General features: G+C 72.1%; 15 protein-coding genes and 1 pseudogene. 5 read left to right on the top strand and 11 right to left on the bottom strand.

The window, feature by feature from the left end; all coding sequences use genetic code 11:
* A complete protein-coding gene (locus ACILR4_RS07615; RefSeq protein WP_395700243.1) occupies positions 1–369 on the top strand; it encodes a response regulator in 369 nt (122 codons plus the stop codon).
* A gap of 129 nt (positions 370–498) precedes the next feature.
* Complete coding sequence (locus tag ACILR4_RS07610) at positions 499–1,401, top strand: choice-of-anchor A family protein (RefSeq protein ID WP_395700242.1); 903 nt, start codon at positions 499–501, stop codon at positions 1,399–1,401.
* Positions 1,402–1,452: 51 nt separating this feature from the next.
* Here the strand turns inward: ACILR4_RS07610 and ACILR4_RS07605 are convergent, their stop codons facing one another.
* Positions 1,453–1,818, bottom strand: a complete 366-nt coding sequence (locus ACILR4_RS07605; RefSeq protein ID WP_395700241.1) for a DUF3703 domain-containing protein — start codon at positions 1,816–1,818, stop codon at positions 1,453–1,455.
* A 79-nt stretch (positions 1,819–1,897) separates the two neighbouring features.
* On the opposite strand from ACILR4_RS07605, the gene ACILR4_RS07600 reads away from it, so the two are divergent.
* A complete protein-coding gene (locus ACILR4_RS07600; protein WP_395700240.1) occupies positions 1,898–2,728 on the top strand; it encodes a helix-turn-helix domain-containing protein in 831 nt (276 codons plus the stop codon).
* A 3-nt stretch (positions 2,729–2,731) separates the two neighbouring features.
* Here the strand turns inward: ACILR4_RS07600 and ACILR4_RS07595 are convergent, their stop codons facing one another.
* Complete coding sequence (locus tag ACILR4_RS07595) at positions 2,732–4,477, bottom strand: thiamine pyrophosphate-binding protein (protein WP_395700239.1); 1,746 nt, start codon at positions 4,475–4,477, stop codon at positions 2,732–2,734.
* Positions 4,478–4,607: 130 nt separating this feature from the next.
* Here ACILR4_RS07595 and ACILR4_RS07590 point away from each other — a divergent pair, with 130 nt between their 5' ends.
* Both ACILR4_RS07590 and ACILR4_RS07585 read left to right on the top strand, forming a co-directional pair.
* On the top strand, positions 4,608–6,161 hold the full coding sequence (locus ACILR4_RS07590; protein WP_395700238.1) for a class I adenylate-forming enzyme family protein: 1,554 nt from the start codon (positions 4,608–4,610) through the stop codon (positions 6,159–6,161).
* Entirely contained in the window at positions 6,158–6,835 is a 678-nt protein-coding gene (locus ACILR4_RS07585) for a GntR family transcriptional regulator (RefSeq protein ID WP_395700237.1), read from the top strand. Before ACILR4_RS07590 ends, ACILR4_RS07585 begins: the two co-directional genes overlap by 4 nt.
* Before the next feature lie 9 nt (positions 6,836–6,844).
* On the opposite strand, the gene ACILR4_RS07580 is transcribed toward ACILR4_RS07585, so the two are convergent.
* The 9 genes and pseudogenes from ACILR4_RS07580 to ACILR4_RS07540 all read right to left on the bottom strand — a co-directional run.
* The gene (locus ACILR4_RS07580) at positions 6,845–8,914 is read right to left on the bottom strand and encodes an alpha/beta hydrolase family protein (protein WP_395700236.1); all 2,070 of its coding nucleotides are present in this window, start codon (positions 8,912–8,914) and stop codon (positions 6,845–6,847) included.
* Between the two features lie 87 nt (positions 8,915–9,001).
* Complete coding sequence (locus ACILR4_RS07575; protein WP_395700235.1) at positions 9,002–10,300, bottom strand: glycosyltransferase family 4 protein; 1,299 nt, start codon at positions 10,298–10,300, stop codon at positions 9,002–9,004.
* Entirely contained in the window at positions 10,270–11,178 is a 909-nt protein-coding gene (locus ACILR4_RS07570) for a lysostaphin resistance A-like protein (protein ID WP_395700234.1), read from the bottom strand. Before ACILR4_RS07570 ends, ACILR4_RS07575 begins: the two co-directional genes overlap by 31 nt.
* A gap of 161 nt (positions 11,179–11,339) precedes the next feature.
* Complete coding sequence (locus ACILR4_RS07565) at positions 11,340–14,972, bottom strand: molybdopterin cofactor-binding domain-containing protein (RefSeq protein WP_395700233.1); 3,633 nt, start codon at positions 14,970–14,972, stop codon at positions 11,340–11,342.
* On the bottom strand, positions 14,969–15,460 hold the full coding sequence (locus ACILR4_RS07560) for a (2Fe-2S)-binding protein (RefSeq protein WP_395700232.1): 492 nt from the start codon (positions 15,458–15,460) through the stop codon (positions 14,969–14,971). The genes ACILR4_RS07565 and ACILR4_RS07560 overlap by 4 nt, the downstream gene beginning before the upstream one ends.
* Positions 15,460–16,200, bottom strand: a complete 741-nt coding sequence (locus ACILR4_RS07555) for an ABC transporter ATP-binding protein (protein WP_395700231.1) — start codon at positions 16,198–16,200, stop codon at positions 15,460–15,462. Before ACILR4_RS07555 ends, ACILR4_RS07560 begins: the two co-directional genes overlap by 1 nt.
* Positions 16,197–16,973, bottom strand: a complete 777-nt coding sequence (locus tag ACILR4_RS07550) for an ABC transporter ATP-binding protein (RefSeq protein WP_395700230.1) — start codon at positions 16,971–16,973, stop codon at positions 16,197–16,199. The genes ACILR4_RS07555 and ACILR4_RS07550 overlap by 4 nt, the downstream gene beginning before the upstream one ends.
* Positions 16,970–18,868 (bottom strand): ABC transporter permease, encoded by a 1,899-nt coding sequence (locus ACILR4_RS07545; RefSeq protein ID WP_395700229.1) that lies wholly within the window; start codon positions 18,866–18,868, stop codon positions 16,970–16,972. Before ACILR4_RS07545 ends, ACILR4_RS07550 begins: the two co-directional genes overlap by 4 nt.
* Positions 18,869–18,892: 24 nt before the next feature.
* Positions 18,893–18,973 (bottom strand): annotated as a pseudogene (locus ACILR4_RS07540) (amino acid synthesis family protein); the annotation flags it as partial.

Genomic DNA, 18,973 nt, shown 5'->3' with positions numbered 1-18,973 from the left:
ATGGCCCAGGTACTCGTCGTCGACGACTCCAACACGATGCGGGAGATCGTCTCCAGCTTCCTTTCGCAGAACGGCTTCGAGGTGGCCGTGGCGCACGACGGCCGCGACGGCCTGCAGCGCCTGCAGGACGACCCCGGCATCCGCCTGGTGGTGAGCGACATCAACATGCCCAACATGGACGGCCTGACCATGGCCGAGAAGATCCGCAAGGACCTGGGCAACACCGCGGTGCGCATCGTGATGCTGACGACCGAGGACAACGCCGGCATGCGCGCCCGCGGCAAGGACATCGGCATCACCGGCTGGATCGTCAAGCCCTTCCGCGGCGACGCGGTGCTGGGGCCGTTCCGCAAGCTGTGCGGGATGTGAGCGGCGGCACGGCGGCGCCAGCCGTGAACTGCTGCTCGATTGCCGGGGCCAACCCCCGCAGCCGGGTGTGACGCCGGCGGGCGCCCCTTCCTACACTCGCCGGCTTTGCCTCGCACCAGACGACACCGCATGCGCCGCCTTGCCCTGATTGCCGCCGTTCTTGCCACCCCGCTGGCCCATGCCGCACCGGTGAACCTGGGGCTGGCCAGCAGCCTGAACCTGCTGGCCTTCGGCAACATGAACGTCAGCAGCAGCGACGTCGAGGGCCGTGTCGCGGTGGGCGGCAACGCCACGATCAGCGGCTACTCGATCAACACCAAGACCGGCTCGAGCGCGCTGTATGCCGGCACCGGCCTGACGGTGGGCGGCAACCTGAACTTCAGCAGCGGCAGCATCTGGGGCGGCGCGGAAATCGGCGGCAGCTACACCCCGGTGGCCAGCGGCAACATCATCGGCGGCGTGAGCCACAGCGTCGGCTTCGACTTCGCCGGCGAGCACACGCGCCTGGCGCAGCTGTCGCAGGCCTGGGACGCCTTCACCAACACCGGCAGCGCCGCCGACCAGTGGGGCACGCTGCATTTCGACGCCACGCAGCAGACCCTGGCGGTGTTCGACATCGCCGCGGCCGACCTGCTGAAGAACCTGCAGATCGACAACCTCGCCACCGGCGCGCAGGTGCTGATCAACGTGCACGGCGGCACGGTGGACTTCGGCAACCATGGCTACACCGGCTTCAACAAGGGGCAGGTGATCTTCAACCTGGTGGATGCCACCAACGTCAGCTTCAACGGCGGCGTCAATGCCTCGCTGCTGGCGCTGAACGCCACGGTGAATCCCGGTTGGGGCCAGTTCAACGGCCAGCTGGTGGTGAACAACTGGAACAGCAGCGTGCAGGTGAACGACGCGCCGCTGCCCGGCACGCCCAACACCGGCGGCGCCGGCGGCGGCACCGTGCCGGAGCCCGCCACGCTGGCGCTGGTCGGCCTGGGCCTGGGCCTGGCCGCGGCGTCACGGGCCCGGCGCCGCGCCTGAGGGCCTAACGCCTGTTCGGCGCGTCCCGGTGCAGCCCGGCGCGCCGGCCCCTCAGCGGCGCGCGGCGTCGATCAGCTGCTGCAGGTCAGGCGCAATCGGCATCGGCCGGAAGCCGCTGACATCGGCGCCGCCGGTGTTGCCCACCGGCACCCACAGCCAGGTCTTGAGCCAGGCACCGGCCAGGCGCCAGGTTTGCCCGAGTGCCTCCGCCACGTCGTTGTGCGACAGTGCCCAGCACAGCATGGCCCAGTGCACCCGCGCATGCTCCAGCGTCGAGACCTGGCCCAGCACATGGGCGCGCTCGAGGTGGGCGAAGGCCAGCGCCGGCTCGCCCTGCGCGGCGTGCCAGGCGGCGCTGCGCAGCGCTTCGGTGACGTAGGGGCGGATGCGGCGGGCGAATCGGAAGGAGAGGTTCATCGTGAAACGCGGGTGGGATGGTTCGGAATGAGCGGGATTCTGGCCATCGCCGCCCGGCGGCACTTGAACGAAACGGCTGATGATCGAAAAGGCTGATGCGGCTGCGGTCGCGCCGCTGCGCATGTCGCGCGCCAGCGGCTCGCGCGGTCGCATCTACTTCTGGCAGGGCGGCAGCCTGTGGATCGGCCGCGGCAGCGGCCGCACCGATTGGCATGCGCACCATGCGCACCAGCTGGCGCTGGCAGCCGAGGGCGCGCTCCGCTTCCGTACAGGGCGGGAAGGGCGCTGGGACAGCTTCGGCGGCGCGCTGGTACCCAGCCACTGCACGCACCAGTTCGAGGTTGACGACATCGCGATGGCGCACCTGTTCATCGAGCCGGAAAGCCGCGCCGGCCGGGCGCTGGCCGGGCGCTTCGGCGCCGATGCGGTCGCGTCCCTGCCCGGCGATGGCGGCCGCGCCGTGGCGCAGGCGTTGTTCGAGGCCTTCGCGGCGTCGCCGGACCGGTCGCACATGGTGGCTGCCGCGCAACAGGCGCTGGACCGGCTGTGCGGCGCTTCGACCGAATCCGACCGCGCGCTGGACCCGCGGCTGGCGCGCGCGCTGACCTACATCCGAGCGCATGTGCGCGAGCCGCTCGCGCTGGGCGAGGTGGCCACGCAGGTGGCTTTGTCAGAGAGCCGCTTCCGGCATCTGTTCGTCGCCGAGACCGGCAACTCGTTCCGCGCCTACCTGCTGTGGCTGCGCATCAACCTGGCGATCGAGGCGGTGATGGCCGGCGCCAACTGGACCGCGGCGGCACACGAGGCTGGCTTCGCCGATTCGGCCCACCTGGCGCGCACGCACAAGCGGGTGTTCGGCATCGAGCCCACGGCGCTGCGGCTGCAGCCGCTGCCGCCGCAGGGAGTCTGATGCCTAACGCGGATCGGTAGCGTCCCCGACGGCGCGCCAGCGCCGCTCGGCCTGGTCCCAGGCCCCCAGCGCCTGCAGGTCGGGCACCCAGGCGAGACCCGACTTGGCATCCGACGAAGCGGCCTCCGGCGTCACCAGCACGTCCAGCAGCGCCGGGCCGCGCACGGCCAGCGCGCGGGCGATCGCGCCTGGCAGCTGGTCGGCCCGCTCGACCCGTTCGGCATGCAGGCCGAAGCCGCGCGCCATCGCCGCATGGTCGGCGAACTGCAGCCGGGTGCCGACCACCTTGCCGTGCGTTTCCTGCTGGTCGCGCACCTCGATCGCCCACGAGCCGTTGTTGGCGACGACGATCAGCAGCGGCACCTGGTGGCGCGCCGCGGTGTCGATCTCCATCGCATTGAAGCCGAAGGCACCGTCGCCGGTGACCACCGCGACGCGCCGGTCGGGCAGCGCCAGCGCGGCAGCGATGCCAAAGGGCGTGCCGATGCCGATGCAGCCCAGCGGCCCCGGATCGAGGTAGGTGCTGGCCGGCAGGCCCACCCGGGCGAAGCTCAGGAAATCGCCACCGTCGGCCACCACCGCGGTGTCGGCCGGCAGCGCGCGGCGCAGCGCGGCGAGCAGGCGGTTCGGATGCATCAGGCCGTCGCTGCCGTCGGGCGCTTCTGCCATCGACCGCTGCAGCTTCGCGGCGCGCGCCAGGTGCTGCTCGCGCAGGCCGGCGGTCCACTGCCGCTCGGTGGCCGGGGCACGGTCGCCGGCGGCGGCCAGCAGCGCCTCGATGGCGGCCGAAGGCGTGGCCAGGATCTCGGCCGCGCCGCGGCGGTTGTCGCGCAGCTCGGACGCGGTGTCGGCCATGCGCACGAAGCGCGCGGCGCCGTACACCGCCGGCGAACCGAAGGCGAGCTGGAAGTCCAGGCGCCGGCCGATGGTGATGACGAGGTCGGCCTGGCCCATCACCGTGCCACGCATCGCGGCCACCACCGACGGATGCTCGTCGGGCACCAGGCCGCGGCTTTCGCCGGTGTCGAGGTAGGCGGCGCCCAGCGTGTCGAGCAGCGCCTGCAGCGCCGGGCCGGCGCCGCGCGCACCGCGGCCGGTGATGACCAGCGGGCGCTTGGCCGACCAGATCAGCTCCACCGCCTGCGCCACCGCGGCGGGGTCGGGCAGCAGGCGCTGCGGCGGGCGCGGCATGAAGTATTCGGGCAGCTGCAGCGCGGGGCTGGGCTCGGCGCGCAGCGTGTCCACCGGGAAGTCCAGGAACACCGGGCCGGGCTCGCCGCCCTGGCCGAAGGCGCGGGCCACGGCTTCGTCCAGTTCCTGCAGCACCAGGTCGGGCTCGCGTACGGTGCGGGCGTAGCGGGTGAGCGGGCGCACGAAGTCGACATGCGCCATGTCCTGCAGCGCGCCGCGGTTTTCCTGCGGGCGCGGCGGCGTGCCCGAGAGCACCAGCACCGGTGCGCGCGAGGCATGGGCGTTGGCAATGCCGGTCATCGCGTTGGTGACGCCCGGTCCGGCGGTGACCAGCGCCACGCCGAGCTGGCCGGTGAGCTCGGCATGCGCATGGGCCATGTAGACGGCGGCCCGCTCGTCGCGCACATCGACGATGCGGATGCCCTCGGCGTCCAGCCGCATCCAGGTGGGCATGACATGGCCGCCGCACAGCGCGAACACGCGGTCGACGCCGCGGGCGCGCAGGAAGCGGGCGATCAGCGCAGCGCTGCTGCGCTCGGAGACATGGGGGCTGCTCATGGTGGGGACGGGCTCGGCGGGAAAGGTTGGCAAATAGTATTCTGAATTCAGAGTTCCAAAATACGGGTTATCACTGACTGAGTTCTGAATTCAGAGTTCTAAAGTCTCGGCATCGCAGGAGCCCGACCCCATGAACCACTTGCAGACCCTGGCCGACGCCGTCCAGACCCACGCCCGCCTGAAGCCTTCGCACATCGGCACGCGCGATTCGCGCCGTGCGCTCAGCTTCGCGCAGTGGCACGAACGCGCCACCCGGCTGGCCAATGCGCTGTTGGGGCTGGGCCTGGTGAAGGGCGACCGCGTGGCGCTGCTGGCCTACAACTGCGTGGAGTGGATGGAGATCTACGTCGCACTGGCGCGTGCCGGCCTGGTGGCGGTGCCGGTGAACTTCCGCCTCACCGCGCCCGAGATCGGCTACATCGCCACGCACTGCGAGGCGCGTGCCTTCATCGTGCAGGACGAGCTGGTCGAGCGGATCGAGCCGCTGCGCCGCGAGCTCGACCTGGTGCGCGGCGGCTGGGTCTGCTTCGGCAGCGAACGCCCCGGCGCTGGCTGGACCGACTACGAGGCGCTGATCGGCGCCGCCGGCACGCAGACGCCGGACCTGCGCGTGGGGCCGGCCGACGCCTGCGCGCTGATGTACACCTCCGGCACCACCGGCCGGCCCAAGGGCGCCATCCGCAGCCACGAGGGCAACGCGCTGATCGCGCTGGCCACTGCGCTGGAAATGGAATTCCGCCGCGACGACACCGCGCTGCTGGTGATGCCGATGTGCCACGCCAACTCGCTGTACTTCAGCCAGGCCTTCGTGCACCTGGGCGCCACCTGCGTCATCGACGACCGCAAGAGCTTCGACCCCGAGGCGCTGCTGGCCACGCTGGCGCAGCAGCAGGTCACCTTCACCTCGCTGGTGCCCACGCACTACATCATGATGCTGGGCCTGCCCGAGGCCACCAAGGCGCGCTACGACGTCTCGGCGGTGGGCAAGCTGATGATCTCGTCGGCCCCGGCGCGGCGCGAGACCAAGCTGGCCATCATGGACCACTTCCGCAATGCCGGCCTGTACGAGCTGTACGGCTCCACCGAGGCCGGCTGGGTCACCTTGCTGCGCCCGCACGAGCAGCTCGACCGCCTGGGCTCGGTGGGCCGCGAATGGGTGGGCTCGGGCCCGATCCGCCTGCTCGACGCCGAGGGCCAGGAGGTGCCCGACGGCGAGGTGGGCGAGCTGTTCTCGCGCACGCCCTATGTCTTCGACGGCTACTGGAAGAACCCCGAGAAGACCGCCGAGGCCTTCCGCGGCGACTGGTGCTCGGTGGGCGACATGGCGCGCCGCGGCGACGACGGCTACATCCACCTCGTCGACCGCAAGAGCAACATGATCATCAGCGGCGGCGAGAACGTCTATCCGTCGGAGGTGGAAGGCGTGCTCGGCGCGCACCCGAAGGTGAAGGACGTGGCGGTGATCGGCGTGCCGCACGACAAGTGGGGCGAGGCGGTGCAGGCCGTGGTGGTGGCCCACCCGGGCAGCGGCCTCACCGAGGCCGAGTTGCTGGACTGGTGCCGCGGCCGCATGGCCGGCTACAAGCGGCCACAATCGGTGCGTTTCTTCGACGACGCCGACATGCCGCGCACGGCCACCGGCAAGATCCTGCACCGCGTGCTGCGCGACCGACTCAGCTCATGAAAGCCCTGACCGTCCAGCCCAACCTCGTCGAGCAGGTGCGCGACGCCATCCTCGGCGAGATCGCCAGCGGCGCGCTGGCCCCGGGCGACCGCATCATCCAGGAGCAGCTGGCGCAGGCGCTGGGCGTCTCGCGCCAGCCGGTGCAGCAGGCGCTGGCGCTGCTGCGCGGCCAGGGCGTGCTGCACGACGCACCGGGCCGCGGGCTGATCGTCGCGCCGATGGATGCCGACCATGTGCAGCACATGTACGACATGCGCGCGGTGATCGAAGGCCTGGCCGCGCGCCGCGCCGCGGAGCAGGGCGCCGAGCGCGCCGCGCGCCAGGGCCGGGCGCTGATCGAGGCCGGCCGCAAGGCGGTGGCCGGCGGCGCGGTGGCGAAGATGATCGCCGCCGACATCCGCTTCCACGAGTTCGTCTACGAGCTCTCGGGCAACCCGCTGATCGCGCCGACGCTGGAGACCCACCTCACCTACACCCAGCGCGTGATGGGCGAGGTGCTGGTGCGCGACGAACGCCCGCGCGACATCTGGGACCAGCATGCCGAGATCCTGGAGGCCATTGCCGCCGGCGATGGCGACCGGGCCGACGCGCTGATGCGCCAGCACCTCACGGGCGCGGCCGACTTCATGGTGGCGCGGCTGCGGGCCCAGGCGGACAAGGTGGCTGCCGCCTGAGACGGCCGCTCACTTCAGGTGCCTGGCGAGGAAGGCCTCGAGCTTCAAGGCCATGTCGACCTGGTTCTCGGTCTTGCGGAAGCCGTGCGCCTCACCGTCGTAGACCACCCACTCGGGTTCGAGGCCGGCCTTCTGCATCGCGCTGCGCAGGCGCTTGCCGTGGGCGATCGGCACGCGCAGGTCTTCGCTGCCCCAGATCAGCTGCAGCGGGGCCTTGATGCGCGCGGCCTGCTCGACCGGTGAGTTGGCCAGCAGCATCGCGCGGTCTTTCTCGGCGTCGCCGACGAGCTTGGGCAGCTCGACCTTGCGGCCGGTGGTCGAGAGATCGTCGCTGACGAACCAGCCGCCTTCCAGGAACAGCATCAGGTCGGCGACCGCCGACCAGGCCGAGCCGCAGCGGTACAGATCGGGGTCGCGGATCAGGCCCATCAAGGTGCTGTAGCCGCCGTAGCTGCCGCCGACGATGCAAGCCTTGTCGCTGGCGATCTTCTCGGCCTGGGCCCAGCGCAAGGCATCGGTCACGTCGTCCTGCATGGCCTGGCCCCATTGCTTGTAGCCGGCCTTCCGGTGGACCGTGCCATAGCCTTCGCTGCCGCGGAATTCGGGCTCGATCACCACATAGCCGCGCGAGGCCAGGAACTGGCGCATCGGCTCCCAGCGCCAATGGCCCTGGCGCAGCCACGGACCGCCGTGCACCAGCATCACCGCGGGCCGCGGCTGGCCGGCCTGGAAGTCGGCCGGTTTGGTCACCCACACCGGCACATCCTCACCGTCGCGGGCACGGATGCGCACCAGGTCCAGCGAGCCCATGCGCTTGGGGTCGATGCCCGGCTGCTGCGTGCTGATCATCTGCCAGCCACCCTTGCCGCCGTTGGCCGCCTGGGTCCACAGCAGCAGCTGGACCGGAATCCGGTCGGACCAGGAACGCACCAGCATCACCGCATCGGCGGCGCCACAGCGCCGGCAGGTGATGCGGTTCACCCGGCCGGGCAGCGCCGCATCGGCCTGGGCCTGCATCTGCTTGACGACCGGATCGAACCACACCGTCTGCTCGGCATCGGCATCGACACGCACGCCCCTCAGGCGCTCGCCCTGGCGGTCGGAGATCATGCCGCCCCGGAAGTCGAAGCCAGGCACCAGCACCAGCGGCTCGCCCGGCTTGTTGGTGGCGAAGTCGAAGGGCGCGACGACCTGCTCGCCACGCGGCCCGCGCGCCTGCAGCACGTACAGCGTCTCGCCCGCGCCGACCCAGGCGGGCAGGAAGGGCATGGCGTCGAACGGGCCCTCGGCCAGTTGCACCCAGCGGCCGGGCTCGGCGTCCTTCGGCAGGCGGTACCAGTACAGGGCCGTGCGCCCTTCGTGCGAGGTCAGCACCGCGCGCGGCTGGCCCTGCTGGCTGAACCACCACTGCACCGCGTGGTCCGGGGCCCCGGCCGTGTCCAGCGGGCGCGAGCGACCGGTGCGCGTGTTCAGCCAGCGCGGCTCGACGTTGCTCAGTTCGCCCAGGCGGGCCTGCAGTTCGCCGACGATCACCTCGTCGGCACGGGCCCCCTGGCTGTCCTCGGAAGGCAGCGGCACATGCAGCAGCACGTGGTTCCAGGTCAGCGCCTTGCCCACGTCACCGTTGGTGATGAACTGCTTGCCCTGGCGGGCGACGAGGATGCGCAACTCGCTGCCGTCGAAGCGGGCGGCGAACAGGCCCGGCGCGGTCCAGCGGTCCTCGCCCAGGCCTTCCTGCAGGTCGATGACCGAGAACACCAGGCGCTCGTCGTCCACCCACTCGAACCGGACCACGTCGGTGTCGGAGAACACCGCCACCGCGGTGGCCTTGAAGTCGCCGCCCTGCAGGTCGATCGCGAACAGGCCGACACGGCCCTTGGATTCGGCGGTGATGGCCAGGCGCTTGCCGCTGGGCGACAGCTGGGTGTCCAGCACCGCCGGCCGCTTGAAGAACAGTTCGGCCGCAGGGGGCTCCGCCGCCGGGGCCGCCTCCGCAGCCACCAGCCAGCAGGCCCCGGCCAGTGCCAGCATCCCGGCGCGCGCGGCCTTGCGCAGCCCCCTCGTCACATTGAATCTCATGATTTCCTCCCCGGACCGTCCTCGCCCGGCCGCCACCATTGTCGACCCACCGGCATGTCCGGTTGGCGCCGCGCGTCGTTCGCGTGCTCAGCGGGGCCGCCGGCCGGCGCGGCCCAGGCTGCGGTCGACCGCCTCCTCGTGCCGCGCCATCACCGCCGACCAGTCGAATTCGTGCCGCGCGCGCAGCAGGCCGTGCCGCGCCAGGGCCTGCGCGCGCGCCGGCGCCTGCAGCAGCGTGCCGATGGCCGCGGCCAGCGCCGCCGCATCGGCGGGCGGCACCAGCAGGCCGTTGTGGCCGTCGCGCAGCACGCTGGGCGTGCCGCCGCTCGCGGTGGCCACCACCGGCAGGCCGGCGGCATTGGCTTCGCAGATCACGCGGCCCATGGTCTCCACGTCGCGCACCGCGCCGCCGGCATGGCGGCTTTCGTAGCTGGCCAGCGCGAACACGTCGGCGGCCCAGTAGTAACGTGCAATGTGCTCGTGCGGCACGCGGCCTTCGAAGCGCACCACCGCGCCCAGACCCAGCCGTGCCGCGCAGGCCTCGTAGGCGCGGCGCCGGCCGCCGTCGCCCACCACCAGCAGCCGCAGCCCCGGCACGGCCGGCGCCAGCCGGGCCACGGCATCGAGTAGCACCTCCACGCCCTTCTTCTCGACCAGCCGGCACACCGTCAGCAGCACCGGCGCAACGGCCGGCAGGCCCAGCTGCGCGCGTGCCGCCGCGCGCGCGCCGGGCGCGGCGGCGAAGGCGGCGCTGTCCACGCCGCCGGCCACCACCTCGATGCGGCCTTCGTCGACGCCGATGTCGCGCAGCAGCCCGGCGGTGTAGTGGCTGTTGGCCAGGATGCCGTGGTGCGCCGCCGCGGCGCGCCGCATCAGGCGTTCGCGCCCCTCGCGGAACAGCCGGTCCACCCAGGGCGGGTGGCGGCCATGCTCCAGCCACCAGCTCAGCGCCCGCTGCGCCGCGGGCGCGCCCAGCAGCCGGCTGCCCCAGGGGTAGGGGTAGCCGAGCCAGGGCCTGAGCACGTCGTTGCCGACCGAGCGGCACACCACCGGCACGCCGGCCAGCGGCTGCAGCAGGCCGTAGAACACCGTGGAGGCGTACACCGCGTCGGGCTGGAATGCCCGGATGCGCTGCCGGATCAGCGCCAGGTTGTGCCAGAAGCCCAGCCGCGACAGCACCCGCCGCACCGGCAGGCCGCAGCCCGCGTCGAAGGCCTGCGCCGCGGCGGCCAGCGCCGGGTCGGTGACGCGATGGCTCAGCACCTCCACCGCGCAGGCCTGGCGCGCGAAGTGAGCGGCCAGGTGCCGCGCATGCGTCTGCATGCCGCCCACGGCGGGCGGCCATTCGGTCAGGATCAGCAGCAGGCGGGGGGTGGTGGCGGGCATGCGGGGGCTGGCCCGACTGTAAGCGCGTGCGCGGCCCGGCCCGCCGTGCCTTGCCAGCGCCACAGCAGCAGCACGGCCAGCGCGTCGACGACCACGGCGAAGACGCTGGCCTCCGGGCCGAAGCTGCCGCCGCTCATCCATTGCGGCTTGTCGAGCAGGTGAGGGGCGAGCCAGCCCGCCTGCGCCAGGCCGCTCACATCGAAGCCCAGCAGCGAACCCTGGGTCCAGTTCCAGCCGAAGTGGATGCCCATCGGCAAGGCCAGGCTGCCGGTGCGCAAATAGGCCAGGCCGAGCAGGATGGCGCCCAAGGCGTTGTCGAGCGTCGCCCAGGCCAGCGTGCTGCCCTGCATGCCGGGATTGTTCAAATGGGCCAGCGCGAAGAGCAGGCCAGCCAGCAGCAAGGCCATCGGCGCACCGATGCCGTCGACCAGGCGCTGGAACACGAAGCCGCGGAACAGCAGTTCCTCGAGCACGGCGCCCCAGGCGAAGAACCAGAGGCCGTGGCCCAGCGCGGCAAGCCCGCGCGCCGGGTCGAGCTCGAAGCGCACGCCGCCGGCCAGGTAGATCAGGGCCGAGACGACCAGCAGCTCGGCGGTGCCCAGGGCCACGCCGCACACCACATGCCGCAGCCAGGTGGCGTCCAGGCGCAGGCCGACGCCGGACAGCGGCTGCCGGCGCAGGCGCAGGCAGATCCAGGTCACCAGCAGCAGGAAGACCACCGGCAGCGGCGACAGCCATTGCTTGTCGATGCCGAGGCCCTGCAAGCCCTTGGAGACGGGGCGGTACACGCCTTGGCTGGCGACGAACACGGCCATGAAGAGCAGGATCCACCAGCCGTTGCGCAGCTGGCCCTGGCGGTTGCGTAGCAGCTTGTTCAAGGCCCGTCTCCCTGTTGGCGTTGCCCTTCTTGATCGAAGGATTCTCGGCAGGCGGGCCACGTGCGGACAAGGCCGGGGCGACGAAGCGCAGATCGGGCGGACAGGCGGCAGCAGCGGCGGCTCGCAGCGCCTGGAAGACCTGCTGCGGCCGACCGCAATGCCTACCGGACGGATTGCCGCAGGTAGGCCGCCAGCAGCCGCACCTGGGCGTCGTCCAGCGCCCGGCCGAAGCCGCCCATGAAGCCCACGTCCCGGTGCACCGGGTTCTGGATGCCCTCGCGGATGATGCGTTCCAGGTTGTCGGCGCGGGCGCTGTGGACCTTGGTGCTCAGCACCAGCGGGATGTTCAGGCCCAGCGTCTGCGGGCCGTCGCCGTCGTGGTGGCAGGCGCCGCAGGCCTGCTCGAACAGGCGCTGGCCTTCGGAGGGCAGCGGGCGGCTCGCGCGGGCACGGGCCAGCACGCTGGCGACGCTGGGCGTGTCCGGCCCGGCCGGCTGCTGGAAGCTGGCCAGGTAGTGCGCCATCGCGCGGATGTCCTCGTCGGGCAGCGCGGCGAGGTCCTGGATCACCGGGGCCATCGGGCCGGTGGCCACGCCATGCTCGCGGCTGTAGCCGCGGCGCAGGTAGTCGAACAGGCTCTGTTCGGTCCACGGGATCGGGGCGGGCGAGGCGGCGGTGAGGGCCGGGGCCTCCCAGCCGTCGACCACGGCACCGGCCAGGAAGTGGCTGCGGCCGCTCCTTTCGGCGCCTAGCGCGTTGCGCTCGGTGTGGCAGGCGCTGCAGTGGCCCAGGCCGTTGACCAGGTAGGCGCCGCGGTTCCATGGCGCCGTCTGCGCGGGGTCCGGCACGTAGGGCGCGGGGTCGTGGAATAGCGGGTTCCACAGCGCCATCAGCGGGCGCAGGCTGAACGGGAACTGCAGCGCCGGCGCGGGCGTGGCCTGGCGCACCGCGGGCTGGCTCATCAGGTAGGCGTAAAGCGCCTGCAGGTCGTCGTCGGTGGTCTTCGCGAAGGCGGTGTACGGGAAGGCCGGGAACAGGTGGCGGCCGTCGCGGCCGATGCCCTCGCGCATCGCGCGCTGGAAGGCGCTGAAGCTCCAGCGGCCGAGGCCGGTGTCCGGGTCGGGCGTCAGGTTGGTGCTGGCAATGCGGCCGAAAGGTGTCTCGATCCAGCGGCCGCCGGCATTGCGCTGGCCGCCTTCGGCCGTGTGGCAGACGGCGCAGTTGCCCAACGCCGCCAGGACGCGGCCACGTTCGACGACCTCGGTCGCGTACAGCCCGCCGCTGCTGGCCGCCACCGGGGCAATGGCCGGCCGCCAGCCCAGCAGCCCGGCCGCGGCGGCCAGCAGGCCGCCGACCAGCGCCAGGCCACGGGCCAGCCACGGGCGGCGGCGCGGCAGGCGGGCGGTGGCGGGCAGCGCTGCGGAGGATGACCCAGGGGGCGGCGCGACGGGCGCTGCCGACGCGGCGGGCACGCCGGTCGTCCCGGTCGTGGCCACGGGCGCGGGCAGCGGGTGCATCGCGGCGCGCAGGACCTCGGGCGTGAACGGCGGCTGGCGCAGGCGAACGCCGGTGGCGTCGAAGATCGCGTTGGCGATCGCGGCCGTGCCGGGCACCGAGGACGACTCACCGGCCCCCAGCGGCGGCTCGCCGGGGCGCGGCATCAGCAGCACGTCCACCACCGGCACTTCGCGGAAGTTCAGGATCGGGTAGGCGCCCCATTCGCGCGCGGTGGGCAGCTGCGTGGCCGGGTCGGTGGGCAGGCGCTCCTTCAGCGCACGGCTGGTGGTCTGCAGCACGTTGCCGTGCACCTGGTGGGTGATGCCGGCCGGGTTCACCATCATCCCGGCGTCGTGGCCCACGACCACGCGCTTGACGTTCACCTCGCCGGTGGTCTGGTGCACCTCCACGTCGGCCACCCAGGCGGCCCAGGCGGCGCCGAAGCCGGGCCACTTGCTGTGGATGTAGCGGGCATAGGCCACGCCCTGGCCCTGCAGCCAGTCGCCTTGGCGGCCCTGCTGCTGCGGCCGGATGTGCGGCAGCCAGCCGGCCCTGGCGGCGGTGGCCTGCAGCAGTTCGCGTGCGCGCTCGTCGGTCAGGTACTTCAGGCGATAGGCCACCGGGTCGGCCTGCGCGGCATGGGCCAGCTCGTCGATGTAGCTTTCGTGGGCAAAGCTGTTGGGCAGCGCCGAGACGCCGCGCAGCCAGCTCGCGCGCAGGATCGGCGGCATGTCGCGCGCGACGATGCGCTGGGTCTCGTAGCCGTAGGGCGGGCGGGCGGTGCGGTCGCCCATCTGGTAGGCGTCGCTGGTGGCGGGAAGCGTGCGGGTGAGCAGCAGCGCCAGGGTGGGCGCGCCGTTGGACGGGTAGGCGGTGCGGAAGTGGTAGGCCAGCGGGTTGCCGTGCGCGTCGATGCCGCCGTCCACCTGCATCAGCTGCGCGGCGCCCTTGGGCTCCCACAGGTGCTCCTGCTCGCGCGTCAGCTGCACCCGCACCGGGCGGCCCACCGCGCGGGCCAGCAGCGCGGCATCGGCGGCCACGTCGTCGGCGCCGTTGCGGCCGTAGCAGCCGGCGGCTTCCATGCGCACCACGTTCACCTGCACGTCCTGCAGGCCGGTGAGCCGGGCCAGGTCGGCGCGCAGCACATGCGGGTTCTGCGTGCCGGCCCAGACGTCCAGCAGCACCGGGGCCGGGCTGGCGGCCTCGGGCGCATCGGGCGCGTGCCAGTGGGCCACCGCGCAGGAAGGGCCGATGGACGCGTGCAGCTGGTAGGGCCACACATATTCGCGCTGCAGGCGCTGCGCCGCGCGCGCCAGGGCCTCGTCGACCTTGCCTTCGTCCACCAGCAGGCGTTCGGTGGCCGCGCGTTTGCGCAGCGTGGTGGCCAGCTCGTCCAGCGGCGGCAGTTGGGGCGTGCCGGGCTTCCAGCGGACGGCCAGCGCGTGCATCGCGGCCTCGGCCTGGTCTTCGCGCTCGGCCACCACGCCGACGAAGTCGCCGATCACCACGGTGGCCACGATGCCGGGCAGGTGGGCAATCGACTGCTCGTCCACCGCCTCGAGGCTGGTGCCCACAAAGTCGCCCGCGTCCAGGCCGGCATAGGGCGGGCGGATCACCCGGCCGTGCAGCAGGCCGGGCAGGCGCATGTCGTGCACGAAGCTCAGTTCGCCGCTGGCCTTGGCCGGGATGTCGATGCGCGGCACCGATTGGCCGATGAGCTGGTGCCGGGCCGCGGGCTTCAGCGGCGTGGCGGGATCCAGCGTCAGCTCGAGATGGCGGCCTTGCAGCAGCTCGGCATAGCCGATGCCTAACGCCGAATCGGTGCGGCAGCGGATCTGGCCCGCGTCGACCTGCAGGTCGGCCGGCGGCCGCTGCCAGCGCGCGGCCGCCTGGGCCAGCAGCCAGGCGCGGGCCTGCGCGGCGGCCTGGCGCAGCGGCGCGGCATGGATCTGGATCGACGCGCTGGCGATCGTCGGGCCCTGGTTCGGCACGCTGGCGGTGTGGCCCAGCTGCATCGCGATGCGGTCCAGCGGCAGGTCCAGTTCCTCGGCCACCAGCTGGGCCAGCGCGGTCTGCAGGCCGGTGCCCAGGTCGACGTGGCCGGCCAGCGCGGTGGCGCTGCCGTCGTCCCACACGGCCAGCAGGATCTCCGGCCCCTCGGCCGGATTGCCCGGGACGATGGCGGGCTGGCCGGGCGCGGGCGGCGGCGGCGCGGGGGGCTGACGCGTGACCAACAGCACGCCCTCGGCCGCGTGGAAATCGGCGCGGCGGCGCGGGGTGTCCGCGCGGCGGGTCATGAGGTCTCGGCCGCGGTGCGCACCGCCTGCAGGATCTCCAGGTGCGTGCCGCAGCGGCAGAGGTTGTGCGAGAGCGCGGCGCGCACCTGGGCCTCGGTGGGCTGCGGGTGGGACTCCAGCAGCGCGACGGTGGCGACGATCATGCCGTTCAGGCAGTAGCCGCACTGCGCCGCCTGCGCATCGATGAAGGCCTGCTGCACCGGGTGCAGCGTGCCGGCGGGCAGGCCGCTGCGCCGGGCCAGGCCTTCCAGCGTGGTGATCTCGCGGCCCTGCACGCCGCCGGCAGGGATCACGCAGCAGCGGGCCGGCCGGCCGTCCACCAGCACCAGGCAGGCGCCGCACTCGCCCAGGCCGCAGCCGTACTTCGGGCCGTTGAGCTGCAGGTCGTTGCGCAGCACCTGCAGCAGCGGAGCACTGGGCGGCACGTCCAGCGTGTGGGCCTGGCCGTTGACGCGCAAAGTGAGCGGCTGTTCAGCGGCGCGCTGCATCACATGCTGAGATACGCGCGACGCACTTCGTCGTTGGCCGAAAGTTCCGCCATCGTCGCCTGGTAGCGGATCTGGCCCTTCTCCAGCACGTAGGCGCGGTCGGACACCAGTTCGGCGAAGTGCATGTTCTGTTCCGACAGCAGGATGCTGACGCCCTGGCGCTTGAGCTCGATGATCATCTGCGCCATCTGCTCGACGATGAGCGGCGCGACACCCTCGCTGGGCTCGTCCAGCAGCACGAGGAAGGGGTTGCCCATCAGCGTGCGGGCGACGGTGAGCATCTGCTGCTCGCCGCCGCTCATGCGGCCGCCGGGGCGGTCGGGCATTTCGCCGAGGTTGGGGAACAGCTTGAACAGGCGCGCGGCCGTCCACAGCGGCGCGGCGCTGCCGTCGGGCCAGTGGCGGGCGGGCTGGCGGCCGACCTCGAGGTTCTCGGTCACCGTCAGGTCGGTGAAGATGCGGCGGTCTTCCGGCACGAAGCCCAGGCCCATGCGCGCCACCTGGTGCGGCTCGCAGCGCGTGATGTCGCGGCCCATGAACTGCACCGTGCCCTTGCGCTGGTCCAGCATGCCCATCAGCGCCTTCAGCGTGGTGGACTTGCCGGCACCGTTGCGGCCCATCAGCGCGACGACCTCGCCGCGCCTGACCTGCAGCGCCACGTCGTACAGGATCTGCGCGGCGCCGTACCAGGTGTTCAGGCCCTGGGCGTCAAGCAGCAGGTCTTGGTCGGCGCGGCTCATGCGGCGGCTCCGGCAGTGGGCTTCTCGAACGTCTTGCCGGTGCCGAAATAGACCTCCTGCACCTTCGGGTGCTCGCGGATCTCCTGCGGCCGCCCTTCAGCGATCAGCCGGCCGCGCGCCAGCACGATCATGCGGTCGGCATGCGCGAACACCACGTCCATGCTGTGCTCGGTGAACAGCACGCCGATCTGCTGCTGCTTCACCAGGTCCTTGGTCAGCGCCATCAGGTCGTTGCGCTCCTTCGGCGCCATGCCGGCGGTGGGCTCGTCCATCAGCAGCAGCTTCGGGCGGTTGGCCAGCGCGATGGCCAGCTCCACGCGCTTGATGTCGCCATAGGCCAGCACGCTGCAGGGCCGCTCGGCCTGCGTGGCCATGCCCACCTGGCCCAGCAGCGCCAGCGCGTCGTCGCGTCGGTAGTCGCGCGCGCGGCGCCAGAAGCTGAAGATGTGGCGGTCGGCCGACAGCAGCGCCATCTGCACGTTGTCCAGCACCGTCATCGAGCCGAAGGTCTCGGCAATCTGGAAGGTGCGGCCCACGCCCAGGCGCCAGATCTCGCGCGGCGCGCGGCCGATCAGTTCCTGCCCGTCCAGCCGGATCGAGCCGCTGTCGGCCTTCAGCTGGCCGTTCACCATGTTGAAGGTGGTGGACTTGCCGGCGCCGTTGGGCCCGATCAGCGCCAGCAGCTCGCCGGCGGCCAGCGTGAAGCTGACGCCATCGACCGCGCGGTTGCCGCCAAAACTCTTGCCGAGCTCTTTGACTGCTAGCAGGCTCATCGCGCAGCCCCGGAAGTCAAGCGCGCGAAGCGCTGCTGCACGAAGCCGGCGATGCCCATCGGGAAGGCCAGCACCAGCAGCAGCACGATGCCGCCGAGCAGCGCGCGCCAGTAGTCGGTGTTGCGGGCCACCGCGTCCTGCAGCCAGGTGAAGGTGACGGCGCCCACCAGCGGGCCGGACAGGGTCTGCAGACCACCCAGCAGCACCATCACCAGCCCATCGACCGAGCGGCCCACGGCCAGCCCGTCGGGCGAGATGCTGCCCTTGGAGAACGCGAACAGCGAGCCGGCGAGCCCGGCGAACAGGCCGGCGACGATGAAGGCCACCCACTGCACGCGCTTGACGTCGATGCCGATCGCGTCGCTGCGCAGCGGCGAGTCGCGGCCGGCCCGCATGGCATGGCCGAAGGGCGCGTGCAGCATGCGGCGCAGCAGCAGCACCGACACGCCGACGAGCCCCAGTGCCAGGTAGTAGTAGGCCTGCTTGCCGGCCAGCCACTCGGCGGGCCACACGCCGGTGAGCCCGTTGCTGCCGCCGGTGACCTCGTCCCACTGGAACACGACGGACCAGACGATCTGCGCGAAGGCCAGCGTCAGCATCGCCAGGTACACGCCCGATAGCCGCACGCAGAACCAGCCGAAGACCCAGGCGCCCAGCGCGGCCAGCAGCGGTGCGACGAACAGTGACAGCTCCATCGGCACGCCGGCGCGCTGCACCAGCAGCGCCGAGGCATAGGCGCCCAGGCCGAAGTAGGCCGCATGACCGAACGAATGCATGCCGGCCGGGCCCATGATGAAGTGCAGGCTGGCGGCGAACAGCGCAGCGGTGAGCAGGTCGATGGCCAGCACGGTGAAGTAGGGCGATTGGGTGGTCAGCAGCGGCAGCAGCGCCAGCGCGACCAGCAGCGCCGCGGCGATCCAGCCGCCGCGCGCGGCAGGGCGCAGCGGCGCTTCCACCGGCCCGGCCTGCCGGCTGGGCGCCTGCGGCCGGCCCATCAGGCCCCAGGGGCGCACCACCAGCACCACCGCCATCACCAGGAACTCGGCCACCAGCGTGAGCTTGGAGAAGTTGAGACTGAATCCGAGCAGGTCGACCGTGCCGATGCCCACGCACATCGCATTGATCTCGGCGATCAGCAGCGCGGCCACATACGCGCCAGGGATCGAACCCATGCCGCCGACGACGACCACGACGAAGGCATTGCCGATCGTCAGCAAATCCAACCCCAACGCGGCGGGCTCGCGCGGCAGCTGCAGCGCGCCGCCCAGGCCGGCCAGCGTGGCGCCCAGCGTGAACACGGCTGTGAACAACCACGCTTGGTTGACGCCCAGCGCGCCGACCATCTCGCGATCCTGCGTGGCCGCGCGCACCAGCGTGCCCCAGCGGGTGCGGGTGAGCAGCAGCCACAGCAGGCCCAGCACGATGGGGCCGACGACGATCAGCAGCAGGTCGTAGCTGGGAAAGCGGCGGCCCAGGATTTCCACCGAGCCGGCGAAGCCCGGCGCGCGCGGGCCCAGCAGGTCTTCCGGACCCCACAGCCAGAGCGCGGCGTCCTTGATCACCAGCACCACCGCGAAGGTGGCGAGCAGTTGGAACAGCTCCGGCGCGTGGTAGATGCGGCGCAGCAGCAGCATCTCGACGGCCGCGCCGACCAGGCCCACCGCGATGGCGGCCAGCGGCAAGGCCAGCCAGAAGCCGGCGCTGCCCAGCGGCGCGCCGAGCTTGTCGGCCAGCGTGTACGCGATGTACACCCCGAGCATGAAGAACGAGCCGTGCGCGAAATTGACGATGCGCGTAACGCCGAAAATGAGCGACAACCCGGCGGCAACGAGGAACAGCGACGAGGCGCCGGCCAGGCCATTGAGCAGCTGGACGACGAAGCCTGAAAAGTTCATGCGGTACGGTGCTCTCGTCGTCGTTCAGCGCAGGCCGTCTTCGCCCTTGATCTCGCTGACCTGCAAGCCGCCGATGCGCGGCAGCGGCCGGCCGCTGTCCGTCAC

The sequence above is a fragment of the Aquabacterium sp. genome, from assembly GCF_044226965.1.
Taxonomy (GTDB): domain Bacteria; phylum Pseudomonadota; class Gammaproteobacteria; order Burkholderiales; family Burkholderiaceae_C; genus Pseudaquabacterium.
Note: the sequence above shows the minus strand (reverse complement) of the source record. Positions and strands in the feature narration are given on the sequence as shown.